Raw genomic sequence first — 17,538 nt, forward strand, 5'->3', positions numbered from 1 at the left:
ACCTATTCAAAGGAAAGGCAATCATACCTATGTTTTATAAATGGTTAAAAAAAATAAAAGCACATGATATTAACTTGGGAGTAACTTTTAGGTAAATCACTAATAAAAAAGGACATACTAACGTTATCTAAAAAAGAGGTGTTACTATGGAATCTCCTTTTGAAATGATAACCAATGTGGACAAGGTCGAAAATGCTTATTATATAGAAGTGAAACCAGGGGAGTACAATGCAAAGTATTGGAATAAAGAATCGGTCTATTTTGCTGATGAAGCTTTTGCTTATTTCTACACCACTATTTGCAAGTATGTGCCACAGTATCAACCTACCCAAGTGACAGAAATCAAAGCAGAAACATGGCTGAGGATCAGTAATCAGCTGCAAGAACTCGCATATTTTTTGAGCACTAATCCGCCTATGATTAAACTAAAGAAATGGATTGATTTTAGCAAAGTAAAGGAAACGTACAAACAGTTTGATCATCACAAAAACAAGTACATTCGTGAGTTAATCAACATGATTAACGAATTTACAGTGTGGATAACAAAGGTATGTCAAACACAATCGTACATCACCATTTTGGGCACTTAACGGGAATCGATGTTGCTTATTTTAATCTACAAGCTATGCAGAAAATGAAAGAATTGCTCAAAACGAATATGGCATATTACGCTAAAGGAATAAACGACACTCACAGCGAAAAGAGCTATAAGAAGATGCAAAGAGTATCTTGCATGAAACCTTAGAGGCTTGGAATGAAGAGCAAAAATCCCAAAAACAAATCGTGAGTTAAATCACTAAAAATGCTCTCAAATGAAGCAAGTGATTCTATAAATCAAAAAAAGATACTTTATAAAGTATCTTTTTTTGATTTAAGTTTTTGAAGAATGTAAAATCTAATTGGTATCATTCGGTACTTCAAGAGAAGTAGGTTTGGTGTTCTTTTTGAAAAATGAAAGAATTACCATTACAAGAACGAATGCTACACAAACTATAGAGCTTAACCTATTCGCACTGTCTATGAGAAAGACTATGAAGCTAATAATTAATGTACATGCGGCAAAGAGCGTTAAATAAGGGAAGCCCCAAAGTTTAAAATATGGTTTTTCTTTATATTGAGGACGTAGCTTTAGCTGAGCTAAGCAAATACTAATCCATATAAGAGAAACTGTAAATCCAGGAATAGCTAATAAATAAGAAAAAGCTTTTTCAGGATATAAGTATACGAGGTACGTTCCCAATAATAAAAATAGGACACTGAAAGCTAAACTGTAAACAGGTACGCCTTGTTTATTTACATAGGACAAACTTTTAGGAGCATCTCCCGACTGAGATAAAGAATGAAGCATCCTTGTACAGCCATAAATACCTGAATTGGCTGCTGAAAGGACAGCTGTTAATAAAATAAAGTTCATAACATGAGAAGCACCTTGAAGCCCGGCTGTTTCAAATACCTGCACAAAAGGGCTAGCATTTGCATCAATTTTATCCCATGGTATCAAGCCACAGATAATAAAAATAGGCAAAGTATAAAACAGAACTACTCTCCACATAACGCCTTTAACTACCCCTGGTAATACCTTTTCAGCATCTTTCGTTTCTGTAATAGTTAAACCAATGAGTTCTGATCCTCCATACGAGAAAATGACTACAAGTAATGTAGAGAAAACGGCTTTCCAGCCATTTGGTATAAAATCACTATAATTATGAAGATAATGAGAAGATGAATTATTGCTTGGCATAATTCCAAATAGTATCGCTATACCTAATAAAATAAAAGCAATAATAACAAAGATTTTAATACCAGCAAACCAAAACTCAATTTCTCCAAAAGACTTTACGCTTGTAGCATTAATTAAAATAAGTACAATTGAACAAATAAGACAAAGAATCCATAAAGGGATAGAAGAAAACCAATATTGCAGAAAACTACCTGCAGCGATGACTTCAATAACACACACAGTAAGCCACATAAAGCAATAAGTAGCTCCCGTTACAAAAGAAAAACGTCTTCCAAAAGCTTTTTGAATTAGATCTTTCATATTGTGCGATGGGTATACAATAGCCATTTCAGCCAAAGCCCCCATTACAATGAGAAGCAATAGTCCAGCAAATAGATACGAAAAGATAACCGAAGGTCCTGCTAATCCAATTGTATCAGCACTCCCTTTGAAAATCCCTGTTCCAATCATTCCTCCAATAGCAATCATTCGAATGTGCCGCGGTAATAATTGCTTTTTTAACGTATTCTTTGATGCAGTATTTTCTTTCATGATGCCCTCCTTTTAACATAAAAAAGTCCCTGCTGAATTATTCAGCAGGGACGAAAATTTCGCGGTACCACCCTATATTGTAAAAACATCTTACCTCTTAATTAGCATAACGGTTTTATCCGTCCTCTCTAAAATACCATTAGAAGAGGAAGCTCTAGGAGTGAATTTCATCTCTAATCTTTGTACTGACTTCCACCAATTATCAGCTCTCTATAACAGGGAGATTAGGATTACTTAAGATCCTATCTTAGCTTTTGTTTATTAAATTAAAGTGTATGTAATGTATATCATCATAGTTAGTTTGAAATTAAATGTCAATATGTTTTTATCTATTTACAGCTATAAGAAGAGTTATTAGATTTTACACAAAGATAACAATTACCATTATTCAGTATTTAATCATTCCTTTTCCCATCTTTTGTACTGTGATTGAATTGTACGCTTTTCTATAATAGAAAACCTACTGTGCAAACAAGAGTACAGTAGGTTTTTAAATCAGAATAAAAATGGTGAGAAAATATCTCAGTATTGTATTTTGTCCTAAAGAATATAACAAGGCAAGAGTTATTCTTTTCTTTTACAACATTTGAATTATGAATATACAAAACCTTTAATAATAGGAATTTTAAAAGTTTGTTACTTCTTATAATTCATATTAAGTGAACAAAAAACTCCTCTAAATAAAAGGTCTGGAGGATATTTTTATAGAAGTATAGTTAAGTTGACTACTGATACCTTGTGTAATGTCGATAATGAATTGGGAAATAGGGGGAGTTTCAAATGTCACATCACTCATTAAAATTGTACGATTACCATGTATGGGCAAACCAAAAAATTTTCGACCGATTAAAAGAACTTTCTGAGGACATTTACGAAAAGGAAATTCAGAGCGTTTTTTCTTCTATATCAAAGGTGATGGCGCACATTTATGTCTCTGACAACATATGGTTAAATTGTATTTCTGGTGAAAAGTTTGATGAAGCATCTGCGTCGGCTAATCAATTGAGAGAACAGATTGAAACGAAAAGGATCGAGGAAGTAGAAACGATGTTTTTCGATTTATCTGACAGGTACAAAGCATTTCTCAATCCTCAAGAAGATATAGAAACCGCCTTTGTGCTGGAAACTTCAATTGCTGGACGACTCGAAACCCGTTTATCTGATGTAGTACAACATGTTGTCAATCATGGAACATATCATCGTGGCAATATTACAGCTATGCTACGGCAATTGGGCCATCCCGGTGTTATGACTGATTATATTTTATATTTATATGAAAGGGATACAAAAGAGTAGTTTCTCCTCTATCTAAAAGGGGTAGGGTCAGGAAATGCGGATTTACAATGTTAAGGGAATTCTAATATTAAAAGGTCCAATTCCTAAGTATTAAACTAGAGAAATTGAGCTTTTTTCGTTCCTCCATTTTTATATTTTTATAAGAAACGAAAAAGCACCTCCCGTACAAATAGAAAGTTGCTTTCTCGTCACAATCATTTATAAATAAAAACCTAGTTAATCAAAGACTTTAAAATGCAGAGAAATGCTCGCTGACAAAATTAACTTTTGTTTTTCATATAACTCCTGATTCAACGCAAACTTGGGCATTATAGAAACCTTTATTTTCTTGTTATCAATTTATTTTTCAAACTGAAGCCAGAGCTTTTATATCTTCAACAATTTAAAGATATGGACCATTTTGAGAGAGAACTAGAAGGATATATACACTATTACAATAACACTCGAATTAAGAGAGAATTGAAAGGCATGAGTCCAGTCGAATACCGTACTCATGCCAACTACGTTTGGAGATGGTACGATAAACTGGACACTAAATTAAGAGAAAAAGGTGATTCGGTTTATGGGTAGAAAAGTTTATGATCGTCAATTTAAAATGGCTGCAGTTCAGTTGGTACTGGAAGAGAACCTATTTGTAAAAGAGGTTGCGAAAGAATTATTTATTCATCCTAATACGCTATATCGTTGGGTAAGTGAATACGAAGAATATGGGGAAAGTGCGTTTCCAGGCCGTGGGAGCGCACTTTATAATTCCCAGTATGAAATGAAAAAGCTTAAACGTGAGAATGAAGAACTTAGAAAAGAGCTTGATCTACTAAAAAAGTTCCGGGTCTTCTTGAAGAAAAAGAATGTGTAAGGTTTCAATTCTTAAAAGAAAATAAACACAACTATAACATCAAGAAGGCTTGTAAAACGTTAAACATCTCACGATCAGGTTACTATGAATATTTACAGAGAAAACCTTCTAAAAGAGCTTTAGAGAATGAAGTGTTACGTGCAGAAATACAGGAGATATTTAAGGAACATAAGGGTCGATACGGATCTTTAAGAGTTACAAAGGTTCTTGAGAAGAAGGGAATCAAGGTAAACAGAAAAAGAGTAGGAAAACTGATGCGTCAAATGAACCTATATGCGAAAGGAAGCAGGTATCGCTATAAACGTTATAATAAAAAATCACCTTCTATAGAAAGGCCCAACCTCCTAAATCAAGTTTTTCACACAGACGGACGAAATAAAATATGGGTCGGTGACATTACCTATATCCCTACTCAAAAGGGTACGTTATACCTTGCGGTATTTGTGGATATGTACTCGAGAAAAGTGAGTGGCTGGTCTATGAGTACACGGATGAAAGATTCCCTTGTGATAGACGCTTTTTTACAAGGATATAACAAAGAACATCCTCCAACCGGATTAATTATCCATACAGACCAGGGATCCCAATATACAGGTAGTAATTTTCAAGCCATACTGAAAAAGTATGGTGCTGTTTCAAGTGTCAGCAGAAAAGGAAACCCCTACGATAATGCATTAATGGAATCTTTTTATAAGACCATAAAAAGAGAGCTCATTCATGGTGCCAAATTTACAACACCAGAACAAGCTCGAAAAGAAGTATTTAAATATATAGAGCTCTATTACAATACCAAAAGAATGCATTCTTCTCTGCATTATCTTTCCCCTATTGAATACGAAAAAGCCTATTCATCATAGTATCTTAACTTAGTGTCCAATAAATATTGACAAGTCCACAATCATTAGAGTTTCTTTGTCTAACAATTGGGGTGCAGTTCACTGAGGTAGTTTTTTTGCATTTAAAAATGCATACTATATGCTTTTTTAGTTTGTATAACAGCAATTATCGGCAATAACATGCTAAAAAGTCCTTTTTACTTAACGCAAATCTATCGTTTTTTTCTAGGGCTTAAAATTAATTTGATTCCTGTTCGTTCTTCATTATCGATTAAAATATATGTAAACCCAGGAACACAAACCAAATCAACACCACTAGGAGCTACGAATCCCCTTGCAATCGCAACGGCTTTAATCGCTTGATTTAAAGCGCCGGCTCCCATTACTTGAATTTCTACATTACCTCTTTCTCTAAATACGGCTGTAATTGCACCTGCAACTGAACTTGGATTTGATATTGATGATACTCTTAATATAGTATCCATATAAAGTGCTCCTCCTGTTATTTAATCGATTTATTTGATCAATGGAACGAATGTAATTGACGTATCTTTAAATCATATCCATATCCCGATTAAACTGAACTATTAAACCGACTCCTAAATGGGTGCCTCAATTAAAGGAGTTAAGACATATATCTCTTAACTTTTGTTTATTTCCCGACCATTCCCATGATAAATGGAGTAAGATCACTCAACTTTATTTTATTGCTAAGAACCTTTAAAAAAACAGTAGAGACATGTTCAGGTATAGGTGTTCGACTATCTACAGTTGCTGTCAAAAAATAATATAAAAAATCAAAATGATTTCCTCTTCTCATGGCATCACTCAAATAATGAGCATAAAGATTATTATTTAATAGCTTCCCCTTTACGACTGTTCCAAAATCATACAATTCATTAACAGTTGTATTCACAATGGATTCCTCCTTCTAAAATTCAGACGGTTAAAAACCCGATACCACATAGTTACTATAAACTGAACGAGAACACTTTTTAACGGCGTGTAGAAGAAACACTCTACTTTCTATAATGAAAATGCTACGTAATATTGCAGGGGGAAGCTGTTACATAAGTGTATTATATTAGAAAACGGGAACTTGTATGAATACGCGTAGAAGATAGTGGAGAAGGGAAAAGTTATCCCTGTAGTAAAGGAGTGTTAATCCCACGGGCAATTTAATTAGCTTGATTTGATGATTTTTGCACTTACCATATTAAGAGGACTAAAAAGGAATCATTGATAAACTAATAATTAGACTTTCTCCTTACCAGCTTTAAAGAAAATTAGGAAGTTTTATTTTATATATATTCTTTTTTAAACTAAATTCCCCTGCTCTATCTCTTCTAGTAAATCTTTAATCTGTTTACATAAATTAATCCTCAAATTTAACATTACGCTTGCTTTTGACATCAAATTAGCTCCCTATAAAAAGATTTATAACAGCAATAAACGACCTATTCATTCGATTAGAATCATAAGGTCGCCTACATTATTTTCATTTTCATTTTTTATCCTTCCAGTTTGCTTTATTTATAGGTTTATTCTTTTATATTTTCATCTTCTAACTGTCTTAGATTCTCCTCGTCACATTGTTTAAATAAATAAGTAAGGTACGAATGTAGTTCAAATCGGTCCTCCTCAATAAAATCAGACCATATTTGTTTGTTTTCTCTCATCATTCTATACCAACTTTGACAGTCATAATATCATGGCAAACAACATACTTAATGATAACGTGAAAATAGCTGTTATCATCGAGGTAGTTACGATATTAGTTTAGTTCAAAAAAGAATGGTCAAAGGAGGGGATGAAAAGTGAATTCAAACAAAAAAGCAGCAAAAATGGTGGGGGTATTGTTTATACTTGCAGCTGTTACGGCGATAATAGGTCTCATTTTATATGACCCCATCTTAAACGGTCCCGACTATCTTACTAAAGGTTCCCAACATGCCAACCAAGTGATAGTGGGAACACTTATGGAGTTAATCCTTGTGGCATCAGCCATCGGCACTTCAACTATAATGTTTCCATTTTTAAGAAAGTATAACGAAACTATAGCTCTTTGGCACGTTTGCTTCAGATTTCTTGAAGCAGTGATTATTACTGTGGGTGTAATCAGCGTACTGTCCTTATTGACCTTAAGTCAAGAATTTGTAGCAACAGGAACTCAGAATACCGCCTCTTTTCAAGCTTCAGGAACTGTATTAAAAGCAATACACGATTGGACATTTTTACTTGGGCCAAATATCATGCTAGGTATAAATACGATGATGTACAGTTATATATTTTATAGATCCAAACTTGTGCCTAGATTTATACCAATCTTAGGTATGATTGGAGCAACTCTTGTTTTTATAGCAGGCCTATTAGAAATGTTTGATGTATTTTCTCAACTTTCTGTTTGGGGTGCTATATTGTCGCTACCAGTAGCAGCTAATGAAATGATTTTAGCAGTATGGCTCATCGTTAAAGGATTCAGTGAATCTGCACTTGCTTCTTTGGATGAAAAAAAGAAAGCCACGAGATAGTAGCGAACACATAATTAGCTTAGTAAAGAACTGTATTTAAACTAACTGCAGTTTTAATTGTATAAAAAAGCTTAGCTTGTTTCCAAGCATTTCTCTTTGTGCCGAATATAAAACTTACTTTTGTCAGAGAGCGTTTTTCCTCATGTTAGAATCCATAATTAAATAAAGTTTTTAATTATAAATGATTGTTACAAGAAAGCATCTTTCTATTTGGAAAATGCTTTTTTTGTTTTTTATAAAAAGATAAAAAAGAGGAGAGTTTTTATGAAGAACATTTTTATTAAATCAATGACCGTTCTAACATTATTAATGGTCACATGATGTGGAGTTAATGAAGGGAAAACAGAGGTAGCAAGCAAACCAGTGAATCAAGATTTCATTATTATCAATAAGTACTACAACTTAAATTAAGGTAATAATTCATAGGATAGTTAGTCTGCTATGTGGTCTAACTATCCTTTTTTATTTACATAATAGATTAGAAAAATGAATATTGAAATAATAGTTTAATATGTATAAAATGTGATTGTAGATAAGAGTGTTAGTTTGGTTTTAAGTGGAGGACAAAGCCTCGGTGCGAGGACAGCACTCCGCAGAACCGTTAGGTTCGAGGATCTTAAAGAAATAACGATAACTAGATAACATTATGTGGGAGGCGTTTTCATGAGAGTAGAAGAAATATCTGTTGGTAATAGAAAGGCATATCTTCTAATTGGTACAAGTGGATTACCTGTTGAACCTGTTGCAAAGTATATGAAATACCTATACAACAGTGAGAGGAGCAGTAATACTTTACAGACGTACTGTACGGCTTTGAAATTTTACTTTACATACTTGGAGCAAACAGGAATTGATTATCAACAGGTGAGCTTTGAAAAGTTATCTAACTTCGTTGTTTGGCTTAGAAATCCCTATGAAAACAATAACGTTGTACTCCATAAAACAGTAAAAGCTAAACGCAGGGAAAGCACAGTAAACAATTACCTTACGGTCGTGGCATCATTTTATGATTACTTATACAGAAATGATTTAGTGGACTCAGACATGGTTGAAAAGCTTATGAAGAAGATGTTCATTGGTGCTGGTGGGAATGGGTACAAGGGTTTCTTACACCATGTAAATGGAGGGAAACCTATCTCTAAAAATATTCTAAAGCTGAAGGAACCCAGGAAACGCGTCCAAGTATTTACGAAAGAACAAGTCGAAGAAATCTATTATTCTACTACAAATATAAGAGATAAATTTCTTGTGCGGTTGCTTTTTGAAAGTGGATTGCGTATCGGAGAGGTTCTCTCCCTGTTTCTTGAAGATCTTCAATTCGATGCTAAACAAAGAAAGCACAAAATCCAACTGACCAATAGAGGTGAATTGCCAAACGGAGGTAAATTGAAGACTGGAGAGCGAAAATTAGACATCTCTCAGGGTCTCATGAACCTATACGACGATTATTTGTACGAAGTGGTTGATGAATATAACCCGGACCATAATTTTGTGTTTGTGAAGATTTGGGGAAAGAATGCTGGAGACCCCCTCACCTACTCCGATGTCTATGCGACCTTTAAAGAGCTTGAAAGAAAAACAGGTATACATATTACCCCGCATATGTTTCGACACACTCATGCTACAATTTATTATCTTCAAACCAAAAATATCAAGCTGGTACAAGAACGTTTAGGTCACGCCCAAATTCAAACCACGATGAACCTATACATTCACCCCTCTGAGGATGAAATCCGAAAGGATTGGGAGAAAGCCGCCCATGCATTTGAGATTGGGCAAGAAAACATGGAAGACTTTCAATCAAATATCCCTGACGAAGCAGTTCCTTTTTAGAAGCTAGTTAGAATTTTAGGAGGCAATTTATTGGATAAAATCATAGCAAACAATGCAATTACAAAAAATGAATATTGGAACTTAATCACATCTACTCTCTCCTCTTACGAGGTTAAGGATATATCTCCTGATGGAAAAGTAACAAGGAGAGTCGTGAATAATGATTACTTTTTAGTCAATGATATTTGGAATGTAAATGATATTGGTAACATCCCTAACTTTGAGGAAAGCTTCAACAGATACAAAGTTCCTAGTAGGAATCAAAAGTTTCCAACCGAAAACAAAACTATTGGCTTAGAACTTAAATTTGTTTATTATTGTAAGTTGTTTAACGATGAATGGAGTTTAAACAGCTTTTTTCATACTTACAAAACATTCCTAAACAAATTAGTTTTATTTCTTAACGAAAAACATTCTCACCTCTATTCTCTCCTTGATTTGGACGTTGAGAAAACTGAGAAAGAGTGGATTTGGTGGTTGAACAACAAAGGTGTAAAAACAACCCTAGCAAGAAAAAGTGTGCAGTATGGTGAATTTGAGACTAAAACACCAATAGCGACTTTCTTCCGTTCCATATATGAGAAATTATTTAATCTAACCGATACCCGTGAGGAATGGGGAAAAGATAGATGGGATGTTAGGGTGTTAAATGCCAATTATGGAGTAGATTACAACGCCTCACTACCACTTTATTATATTGATTTCACAAAAATTGAAAATGTTACTTTTAGACAATATTTAAAAAAATATATTAAAACTAGATTACTAGGTGGCAGGAAATTTTCTTGGTCAACTGCTCAAAATTATGTGAGATGGGTTCCCAAGTTCTTTAATTTTATTAATGAATTAGAACCTGAATGGGATGATTTAAAAGATCTTACAAGACAGCATATAGAAAAGTATGTAGAGTTTCTTCATCATTATGCCCAAAATAACTTAAAGAATAGAAATGCCAACCCGGATAAATTTATATATATAAACGTGGAGTGCACTTATTCATTTTTAAGAGATACCCAGCGTTACGATTACAGTATTGCACCTAAGAAATCAACTACAAAGTTACTTTACTCTGAGGATTATCCTTCTCTTGATAAGAAATCAGATGATACTATTGATTACATTCCTGACTATGTATTAGAGCAATTATTTGACAATATAAACGACCTTCATTCAGATGTACAACCTGTCGTGTGGATTGCTTTTAAAACTGGATTGCGTATCAGCGATACATTAGGATTAACACAGGAGTGTTTGGTTCGGTTAAATGGCAAATATTCTATTCAAACCGATATTGAAAAAATATATGTGAATGGTCATAAAATCCCGATTGACGACCAATTAGCAAATATGATTGCCGTTTTAATCCATAAATCCAAGGAACTCAGTAACGATGATAACAACCCTAATAAATACATCTTCGTTCGGTACAAAGGTTCCCGTAAGGGAAAACCATTTTCCCAGTTTTGGGTACGAGATCAACTTGGAAAACTAGCTTTCGAAAAGAACATTACTGACGAAGTGGGCAATGTATTCCATTTCAAATCACACCAATTTCGACATACATATGCGGTCAAGATGTTGAATGGTGGCGCTGACATTTTAACCGTCCAGGAATTACTAGCTCATGCCTCGCCTGAAATGACCCTGCGATACGCCCGTTTATTGGACGATACAAAACGGAAAGCGTTTGAAAAGGTGGTTAAGCAAGGTGTATTTTCCTTTAACCTAAATGGGGAAATTCATCAAGTATCTGAAACAGAAGATATCCCTGAAGACATTCTAGATATGATGTGGAAAGATGAAAAGCTAAACGCTTTGGACAACCCCTACGGAACTTGTCGTGCTAGAGTGAAAGGAAACTGCCCATTAGCAGCAGAACCTCCTTGTCTCACAGCCAACGATGGAAAGCCTTGTTTTGATTTAGCTGTAGGTATGACGAGTTTTGACGTTAAAAAGTATGAACTTCTAATAGAAACCACTACAAAGTGGATTGAAGCCTCCAAAAAATATGGTCGCGAAGATATGGTCAAAGCTAATGAAAAAAACTTGGAGAGATACCAGAGCATTTATGAAACAATCAAGGGTGGGAATGTAATTTTTGGAAAATTTGAACGTGTGAAGAAACAGTTAGAAAGAAAACAGAAGAAAGGTGTTAAACATGGCTAATTTTGAACGTGAGGAGCAACTACGGCAACTACATAAACAGCGAAAACAAGCAACTAAAGATAAAGTTGAGGAGGCTATTAAACGTCTTATAAAGAGTTCTAAAGCAATAAACTTTAATAGTGTGGCAAAAGAAGCAGGTGTAGCGAAAGCTACCCTATACAATCATATAGAACTCAAAGAGCGCATTGATTTCTTGCGAAATCAACAAGAAAAAGCATTTGTGGATGATAGAATTAAACGGGATGAAAATAATCAGAACGCGGTCATCTCTTCCCTCAAAAGAAGAATTGAAAAGTTAGAGAAAAAAAATCAACAATTAGAAAAAGAAAATAGAGAGTTGCGCCAAAAAGAAAATGAAAAGCTCACCGATTACTTTACAAAGTTATAAAGTTAAGCCCTCACATATTAGACATATCTAAAATGTGAGGGCTTTTTATTTTCAACAGTTTTACTTGTCTAACCTAAATATAATATAACAAACTAGCTTATTTTTACAATGGTTATATTGAAATTGTTGGTTCAGTAGCTACGGGTAAAACGTGGGATAAGACACCTGTTGGATTTTTAAAGTGGTAAACAAGATTAAAAACCGCCCTTATTATACAGGACATATTCCTAGTGACGACCCTCACAATCCATTAGGAAAACGGTGGTTACGATTAAATGCAAACGGTACGTATGGTGATACATACGGCATTCATGGTAACAACAATGAAAGCAGCATTGGAAAGTATGTGAGTCAAGGATGCGTAAGAATGCATAATGCAGATATTGAAAAGCTTTATGATAAAGTTCAAGTAGGAACACCGGTTACGATTACGTATTCCTATAAGAGCTTTGTTGATCTTACGAGCGTATATGGTTATAAAATGAAAAACAACTAATACCTGAGCAGCATTCCCAAGTTCTTCTCATGCTCATGTGAGTAAGTATCTATTTGGGGTAACTTAACACAATGGGAAAATGAAGATTTGTTCGGTACATTAACTGATTGGGAAACATCCGGTAATCCATTCGAGACTGAACAATTAGATTTGTTCGTCTTTGAAGAAGCAGAATCAGTTGAGTTTCCACCTATAAAACAAGAGGAAGACACAAGATCACTTTTTCTAGTAAGAGCATAGGTTAACCCTCTTGTTTCTTTTCTATAATGTTAATAATTGCAATTACTAAACGACTAAATAAAGCTCTTACATTAAGGCTAATAAGGCTGTAATACCACTTCCATCCTTTTTGCCACTTAATTAGTTTCGTATATTTTTCTGCCCATAACTCAACTAAAAATAGTGAACTGATGGTAAGTACAATCTTATATACAATCTTAAAAGGATTATCATTTTTTGTTAAATGATAAAGCCATAAAGAAACAGTTGGTAAACATAAGAAATCAAATAAAACATTCGATTTAAACTCTTTAGGTATAAAGCGTATAGGGTATTGAAGTATTTGACGGTTAACTAGAAACCTGTCAACGATAGCATTTGTATATCCATTCATAAATAAGACCAATAGTGAATCTTTGATAGGGGTTTTCTTTAAAACGAAGGGTAAGCTACCTAAAAATATGACGGTTATACACTTTAGAAATCGTCTTTCTAATTTTTTACTTTTCATATAGTTTCATCTCCTTTCTGAGTCGTAAAATTAGTATTAGCTGTTCTATGATTGACGATGCAACAGTTTTTCCTTTGTTATGAAAATGTAACAGAATAAACCAGATCAATTTTTTCAAATGGTTACATTCGTTCGGTGTCAAAAAACTGAATATTGTCCATTGAAGAAAAAGCTAATCCCTTCTTTTATGTATTTATTATTTCACACCTTATCTTTTCGTAAATATTTAGAATATGTGATAGCGTTTTTACTAACTTAAAACCTCTTTAAGTCATTTAAGCAAATGATAAATTACTTTTGCTATAGATACTTTAGTATTTACATCCATTGTAGAAAAAGACTCTATTTGTCGTCACTAAGTGTAAATAGTAAAACTATAATTTTTATAAGTTAGTTTATATATTTACATCTTTACATAAAAGAAATTAATTTTATATTTTTGTATAAAATTAATTGTTAATCACTATCATTTCTCTTTAATCAACTAGTTATTAATTATGTAGTGATATCTTATTTTATCTAATTGAAGACATATGAAAAATATCTAAAAAGAATATAGAAGCGTAATCATGCATATTACATATTATTCTATGTCTCACTTCATCTATCAACCTTGCATAAAAAGAGTGCAAAAGGGAATACTGTTTGCAAAAGAGAAAAGATAAAGGGGTTGACGTTTTATGAAAAATAATGCAATTAATGAAACGAATCGAGTTGATTCAAATTTACGCAATGAAATGTTGGCTGAACGGTTTTTGGATCAAATGATGAATGACTTCAACAGAAGTAAGATTCTCAAGGGAATTGATAAGTCCTTAAAGAATAAAGATAAAGAAGCTTTTTTACGTTTAACAGAGAAACTTAAATCTATGCCTTGATCAAGGAGATATTATTATAATAGAAGAAACTTATAAAAAAACCTTTACGTGTTTAGTAAAGGTTTTTTCTTAAAAAGAATTACTTTACATAATCCTTTTTAAATATTTAACTAAGACTTATTACAAGAAAAACAATTGTAAATCTGAATGCTTTTTTGTATTTTTTAAAACTTATTTAAGTTGAAAATCATATACGAGATAAAATATCAGAGAATCGTAATACAGCATCCTTTATATGTTTTTTCTCTAATCGAGCATACGTAAAACGGACATATCCATCTGGAAAGCCATACACACTTCCAGGCATGAATAGAACATTATTTTTTATGCCTTCCTCTACAAGCTTTTCATCACTAATTTTTTGATTTATTTTGCACCAAATATGAAGTCCGCCATTCGGAGAAATAAAGCTAACTTTCTCTCCCAGAATCTCATGTAACGCAGAAATCATCGTATTTCTTCTATCCAATAATTCTTGGGTTAGGGCCTTACGGTGAGTTGTATAATCAGCTGATTGTAAAAACTGATTTGCTATTAACTGAGGAAAGATACTTAGTCCAAAATCCATTTGTTGGCGGGCATCTGCTAAGCGACTAATAACCGATTGTGGACCAATTAGCCAACCAATTCGGAGACCGGAAGCAACCACTTTAGAAAGAGAACCAATATATAATACATTACCATTGTAATCGAAAGATTTAATTGGAGAATGTTTTTCTTCTTTGAAGGAGAGCAAACCAAATGGATCATCTTCTACAATTGGAATTCCTAACCTTTCGGCAATCTCTATTACTTCTTTTCGACGCGTGTCAGTGAGTACAGTTCCAGTTGGATTCTGATATGTTGGATTTAGAAAAACCATACGAATTTGATGCTTATGATATAAATCCTCTATATCCTTAGGATTTATTCCATTAGGACCAACAGGTAGGCCAAATATACGTAGCCCAGCTGATTGAAAAAGTGGAAGCGAATAACAGTAAGAAGGAGATTCGATAGCAACAGCGTCACCAGGGCTTAGTAAACACTGAGTGATAAGATACAAAGCCTGTTGAGCACCTGATGTGATAAGAATAGAAGAACTAGTGGTCTTGATATTGTAATTAGTCTTAACATAAGCAGATAATGTCTCACGTAGACCTAAGTGCCCTTGTGGATGCTCATAACTTAAATCATTTGGAAAGGATTCATCAACTAGAGAAGATTGCAGTAATTGAGAGGGAAATAAATCAGATGATAATTCACCACTTGCTAAATCAAATCCATTTTCTAGCTGTTTTGCTGCTTCACGGATACGTTTAATTAAGGGGTATGTAGGTAAAAATGTACTTCCTTCTACATATCTTCTCCAGTTTGTAGATCCTTTAGATAAAACTCCCCATTTATGGGTGCTGACACGTGTACCACTCCCACGTTTTCTTTCCACTAAACCAACTGCATGCAATTTATCATAGACATGTACAATGGTCATGCGGTTAACATTTAATCGTTCAGCTAATTTACGTTCCGACGGTAACAAGGTTCCTAGTGGAAATTCACCATAAGAAATCTTTTGTTCAATGAAATCAAAGACTTGTTGGTACAAAGGCTTATTTGACTGACGATCTACTTTCCACTCCATTTTTATTCACCTCATGTTAATAATTAATTCAGATTATATTTTTTAAAATTGGATTAGTCAATATATATCCAATTGGATGCATACAAAGAACCTCTTTTTATTTATCATCATATTTAAGATTTATATTAAATGGATTTATTAGAAAGAGGAGGATTTATCATGACTACACAACAACATAATGTGCGAGTAGCTGTTATTCAAGCTGCTTCAGTTATTATGGATCGAGAAGCAAGTACAGAAAAAGCTATTTCATTAACTCTAGAAGCAGGAGAAAAAGGCGCTAATATCGTGGTATTTCCAGAAGCTTTTATCTCAGCTTATCCAAGGGGACTAGCATTTGGAGCTACAGTTGGAAGTCGTTCTGCAGAAGGAAGAAAAGATTGGCTGCGCTATTGGGAAAATTCGGTTCCAGTTCCTAGCGAAACTACGGACAAATTAGGAGAGGCAGCACGTAAAGCTGGTGTTTATCTCGTCATTGGTGTAATTGAAAGAGATAACGAATTTAGTGGTGGGACTCTCTATTGTTCAGTATTATTTTTTGGGCCAGATGGAACATTACTTGGCAAACATCGTAAATTAAAACCGACAGGTTCAGAAAGATTAATCTGGGGAGAGGGAGATGGAAGTACACTTCCTGTTTTTGATACACCACATGGCAAGATAGGAGCACTAATTTGTTGGGAGAATTACATGCCACTAGCAAGGGCAGCGATGTATGCAAAAGGAGTTCAAATTTATATTGCGCCTACAGCTGATTCTCGAGATGTATGGCAATCAACAATTCGTCACATTGCAGTAGAAGGAAGATGTTTTGTTTTATCTTGTAATCAATATGTAAATAAAGATATGTATCCTACTGATTTAGCATGCTATGATGATTTGGCTTCTTCTCCTGATGAGATGTGTCCAGGAGGAAGTGCTATCATCGGTCCTTTAGGCGAGTATATCAAGGAACCAGTTTTCGGGAAAGAGAAATTGTTAATTACAGATCTTGATTTACGTGAGATTGCCTACAGTCAGTTTGATTTTGATGTAGTAGGACACTACTCAAGACCTGACGTATTTCAACTTGTGGTAAACGAGGAGAAGAAAGAAAATGTAAAGTGGAAAAACTAAAAATATTTTAAAATGCCACTATCCAAGCATTTTTTATTAAATCAAAGAACAGATTGGGCGGGTATTGGAAATACATTTTCAGTTATTATCTTATTAATTTTCTTCTGGAAGCGTGTTTCAGGTGTTGGTGTTATCGCAACGATTATTATAGGGTTTGTTAGTGCAATTGGTTGGTCACTTTCACCACTTGAAGCTATGGTATCTGCAAAAGCTGCAACATTCTTTATTTGCTTAATTGTTGGTATTGTATTCTCTCTAAATTTATCCTGATACTGAAAAAGAAGTACAGATTAATTCTAAATTAGTAAAATAACAAAAATAGGGATGTAAGAATGGTGTTAAGTCAACGTTCTTACATCTCTTATTTTTATTTCTTTAGAATTAATATTTATCTTTCAGACAGCTTTTCTCACTAACAATAAGGTAGGGGCTAGTCAAAACAAAGTTGAATTTATATATCAGTTGTTTCGAACTGAATAAACGATGTAGGTTTTCTGTCTTTATCAACGATACTTGAAC

Annotated in this window: 17 protein-coding genes and 1 other annotated feature; of the genes, 12 read left to right on the plus strand and 5 right to left on the minus strand. The window is 33.9% G+C overall.

Going from position 1 to position 17,538, the window contains the following annotated elements; translation table 11 throughout:
- Positions 1-146: 146 nt before the first annotated feature.
- Positions 147-590 (plus strand): hypothetical protein, encoded by a 444-nt coding sequence (locus BG04_RS20395; protein ID WP_034652935.1) that lies wholly within the window; start codon positions 147-149, stop codon positions 588-590.
- Between the two features lie 305 nt (positions 591-895).
- Here the strand turns inward: BG04_RS20395 and BG04_RS20400 are convergent, their stop codons facing one another.
- A complete protein-coding gene (locus BG04_RS20400) occupies positions 896-2,272 on the minus strand; it encodes an amino acid permease (RefSeq protein ID WP_034652933.1) in 1,377 nt (458 codons plus the stop codon).
- 43 nt (positions 2,273-2,315) lie between these two features.
- Positions 2,316-2,530: a binding site (T-box leader), on the minus strand.
- Positions 2,531-3,052: 522 nt separating this feature from the next.
- On the opposite strand from BG04_RS20400, the gene BG04_RS20405 reads away from it, so the two are divergent.
- The 3 genes from BG04_RS20405 to BG04_RS30340 all read left to right on the plus strand — a co-directional run bounded on the left by BG04_RS20405 (position 3,053) and on the right by BG04_RS30340 (position 5,281).
- A complete protein-coding gene (locus BG04_RS20405; RefSeq protein WP_034652931.1) occupies positions 3,053-3,568 on the plus strand; it encodes a DinB family protein in 516 nt (171 codons plus the stop codon).
- 351 nt (positions 3,569-3,919) lie between these two features.
- Positions 3,920-4,138 carry an IS3 family transposase gene (locus BG04_RS31855; RefSeq protein ID WP_372588409.1) on the plus strand — a complete coding sequence of 73 codons (219 nt, stop codon included), beginning with the start codon at positions 3,920-3,922 and terminating at the stop codon, positions 4,136-4,138.
- Positions 4,131-5,281, plus strand: a protein-coding gene (locus tag BG04_RS30340) for an IS3 family transposase (protein WP_115648232.1) whose coding sequence is annotated in 2 segments (ribosomal slippage) — positions 4,131-4,383 and positions 4,383-5,281 — 1,152 coding nt in all. Because the reading frame shifts where the segments join, the coding sequence is not laid out codon by codon here. The genes BG04_RS31855 and BG04_RS30340 overlap by 8 nt, the downstream gene beginning before the upstream one ends.
- 191 nt (positions 5,282-5,472) lie before the next feature.
- Here BG04_RS30340 and BG04_RS20420 read toward each other — a convergent pair.
- Positions 5,473-5,745 carry a stage V sporulation protein S gene (locus BG04_RS20420; RefSeq protein ID WP_034652927.1) on the minus strand — a complete coding sequence of 91 codons (273 nt, stop codon included), beginning with the start codon at positions 5,743-5,745 and terminating at the stop codon, positions 5,473-5,475.
- 167 nt (positions 5,746-5,912) lie between these two features.
- A complete protein-coding gene (locus BG04_RS20425) occupies positions 5,913-6,176 on the minus strand; it encodes a hypothetical protein (protein ID WP_034652926.1) in 264 nt (87 codons plus the stop codon).
- Between the two features lie 901 nt (positions 6,177-7,077).
- On the opposite strand from BG04_RS20425, the gene BG04_RS20430 reads away from it, so the two are divergent.
- The 5 genes from BG04_RS20430 to BG04_RS20450 all read left to right on the plus strand — a co-directional run bounded on the left by BG04_RS20430 (position 7,078) and on the right by BG04_RS20450 (position 12,674).
- Positions 7,078-7,791 (plus strand): DUF4386 domain-containing protein, encoded by a 714-nt coding sequence (locus tag BG04_RS20430; RefSeq protein WP_034652924.1) that lies wholly within the window; start codon positions 7,078-7,080, stop codon positions 7,789-7,791.
- Between the two features lie 663 nt (positions 7,792-8,454).
- The gene (locus tag BG04_RS20435) at positions 8,455-9,624 is read left to right on the plus strand and encodes a tyrosine-type recombinase/integrase (RefSeq protein WP_034652922.1); all 1,170 of its coding nucleotides are present in this window, start codon (positions 8,455-8,457) and stop codon (positions 9,622-9,624) included.
- A 30-nt stretch (positions 9,625-9,654) separates the two neighbouring features.
- On the plus strand, positions 9,655-11,790 hold the full coding sequence (locus tag BG04_RS20440; RefSeq protein ID WP_034652920.1) for a tyrosine-type recombinase/integrase: 2,136 nt from the start codon (positions 9,655-9,657) through the stop codon (positions 11,788-11,790).
- A complete protein-coding gene (locus tag BG04_RS20445) occupies positions 11,783-12,178 on the plus strand; it encodes a DUF6262 family protein (RefSeq protein WP_034652919.1) in 396 nt (131 codons plus the stop codon). The genes BG04_RS20440 and BG04_RS20445 overlap by 8 nt, the downstream gene beginning before the upstream one ends.
- Positions 12,179-12,359: 181 nt before the next feature.
- Positions 12,360-12,674 carry a L,D-transpeptidase gene (locus BG04_RS20450; RefSeq protein ID WP_275955772.1) on the plus strand — a complete coding sequence of 105 codons (315 nt, stop codon included), beginning with the start codon at positions 12,360-12,362 and terminating at the stop codon, positions 12,672-12,674.
- Positions 12,675-12,915: 241 nt separating this feature from the next.
- On the opposite strand, the gene BG04_RS20455 is transcribed toward BG04_RS20450, so the two are convergent.
- Positions 12,916-13,404 (minus strand): CBO0543 family protein, encoded by a 489-nt coding sequence (locus tag BG04_RS20455; protein ID WP_034652917.1) that lies wholly within the window; start codon positions 13,402-13,404, stop codon positions 12,916-12,918.
- Positions 13,405-14,084: 680 nt separating this feature from the next.
- Between BG04_RS20455 and BG04_RS20460 the strand changes: the two genes are divergently transcribed.
- Positions 14,085-14,282: an IDEAL domain-containing protein gene (locus BG04_RS20460; RefSeq protein WP_034652915.1), complete on the plus strand. Its 198-nt coding sequence runs from the start codon at positions 14,085-14,087 to the stop codon at positions 14,280-14,282.
- A gap of 187 nt (positions 14,283-14,469) precedes the next feature.
- Here the strand turns inward: BG04_RS20460 and BG04_RS20465 are convergent, their stop codons facing one another.
- On the minus strand, positions 14,470-15,903 hold the full coding sequence (locus BG04_RS20465) for an aminotransferase-like domain-containing protein (RefSeq protein ID WP_034652913.1): 1,434 nt from the start codon (positions 15,901-15,903) through the stop codon (positions 14,470-14,472).
- Positions 15,904-16,062: 159 nt separating this feature from the next.
- On the opposite strand from BG04_RS20465, the gene BG04_RS20470 reads away from it, so the two are divergent.
- Together BG04_RS20470 and BG04_RS20475 are read left to right on the plus strand one after the other, a co-directional pair.
- Entirely contained in the window at positions 16,063-17,019 is a 957-nt protein-coding gene (locus BG04_RS20470) for a carbon-nitrogen hydrolase family protein (protein WP_034652911.1), read from the plus strand.
- A 12-nt stretch (positions 17,020-17,031) separates the two neighbouring features.
- On the plus strand, positions 17,032-17,289 hold the full coding sequence (locus BG04_RS20475; RefSeq protein ID WP_034652909.1) for a hypothetical protein: 258 nt from the start codon (positions 17,032-17,034) through the stop codon (positions 17,287-17,289).
- Positions 17,290-17,538 lie beyond the last annotated feature (249 nt).

The organism is Priestia megaterium NBRC 15308 = ATCC 14581, assembly GCF_000832985.1.
GTDB classification, from domain to species: Bacteria; Bacillota; Bacilli; order Bacillales; family Bacillaceae_H; genus Priestia; species Priestia megaterium.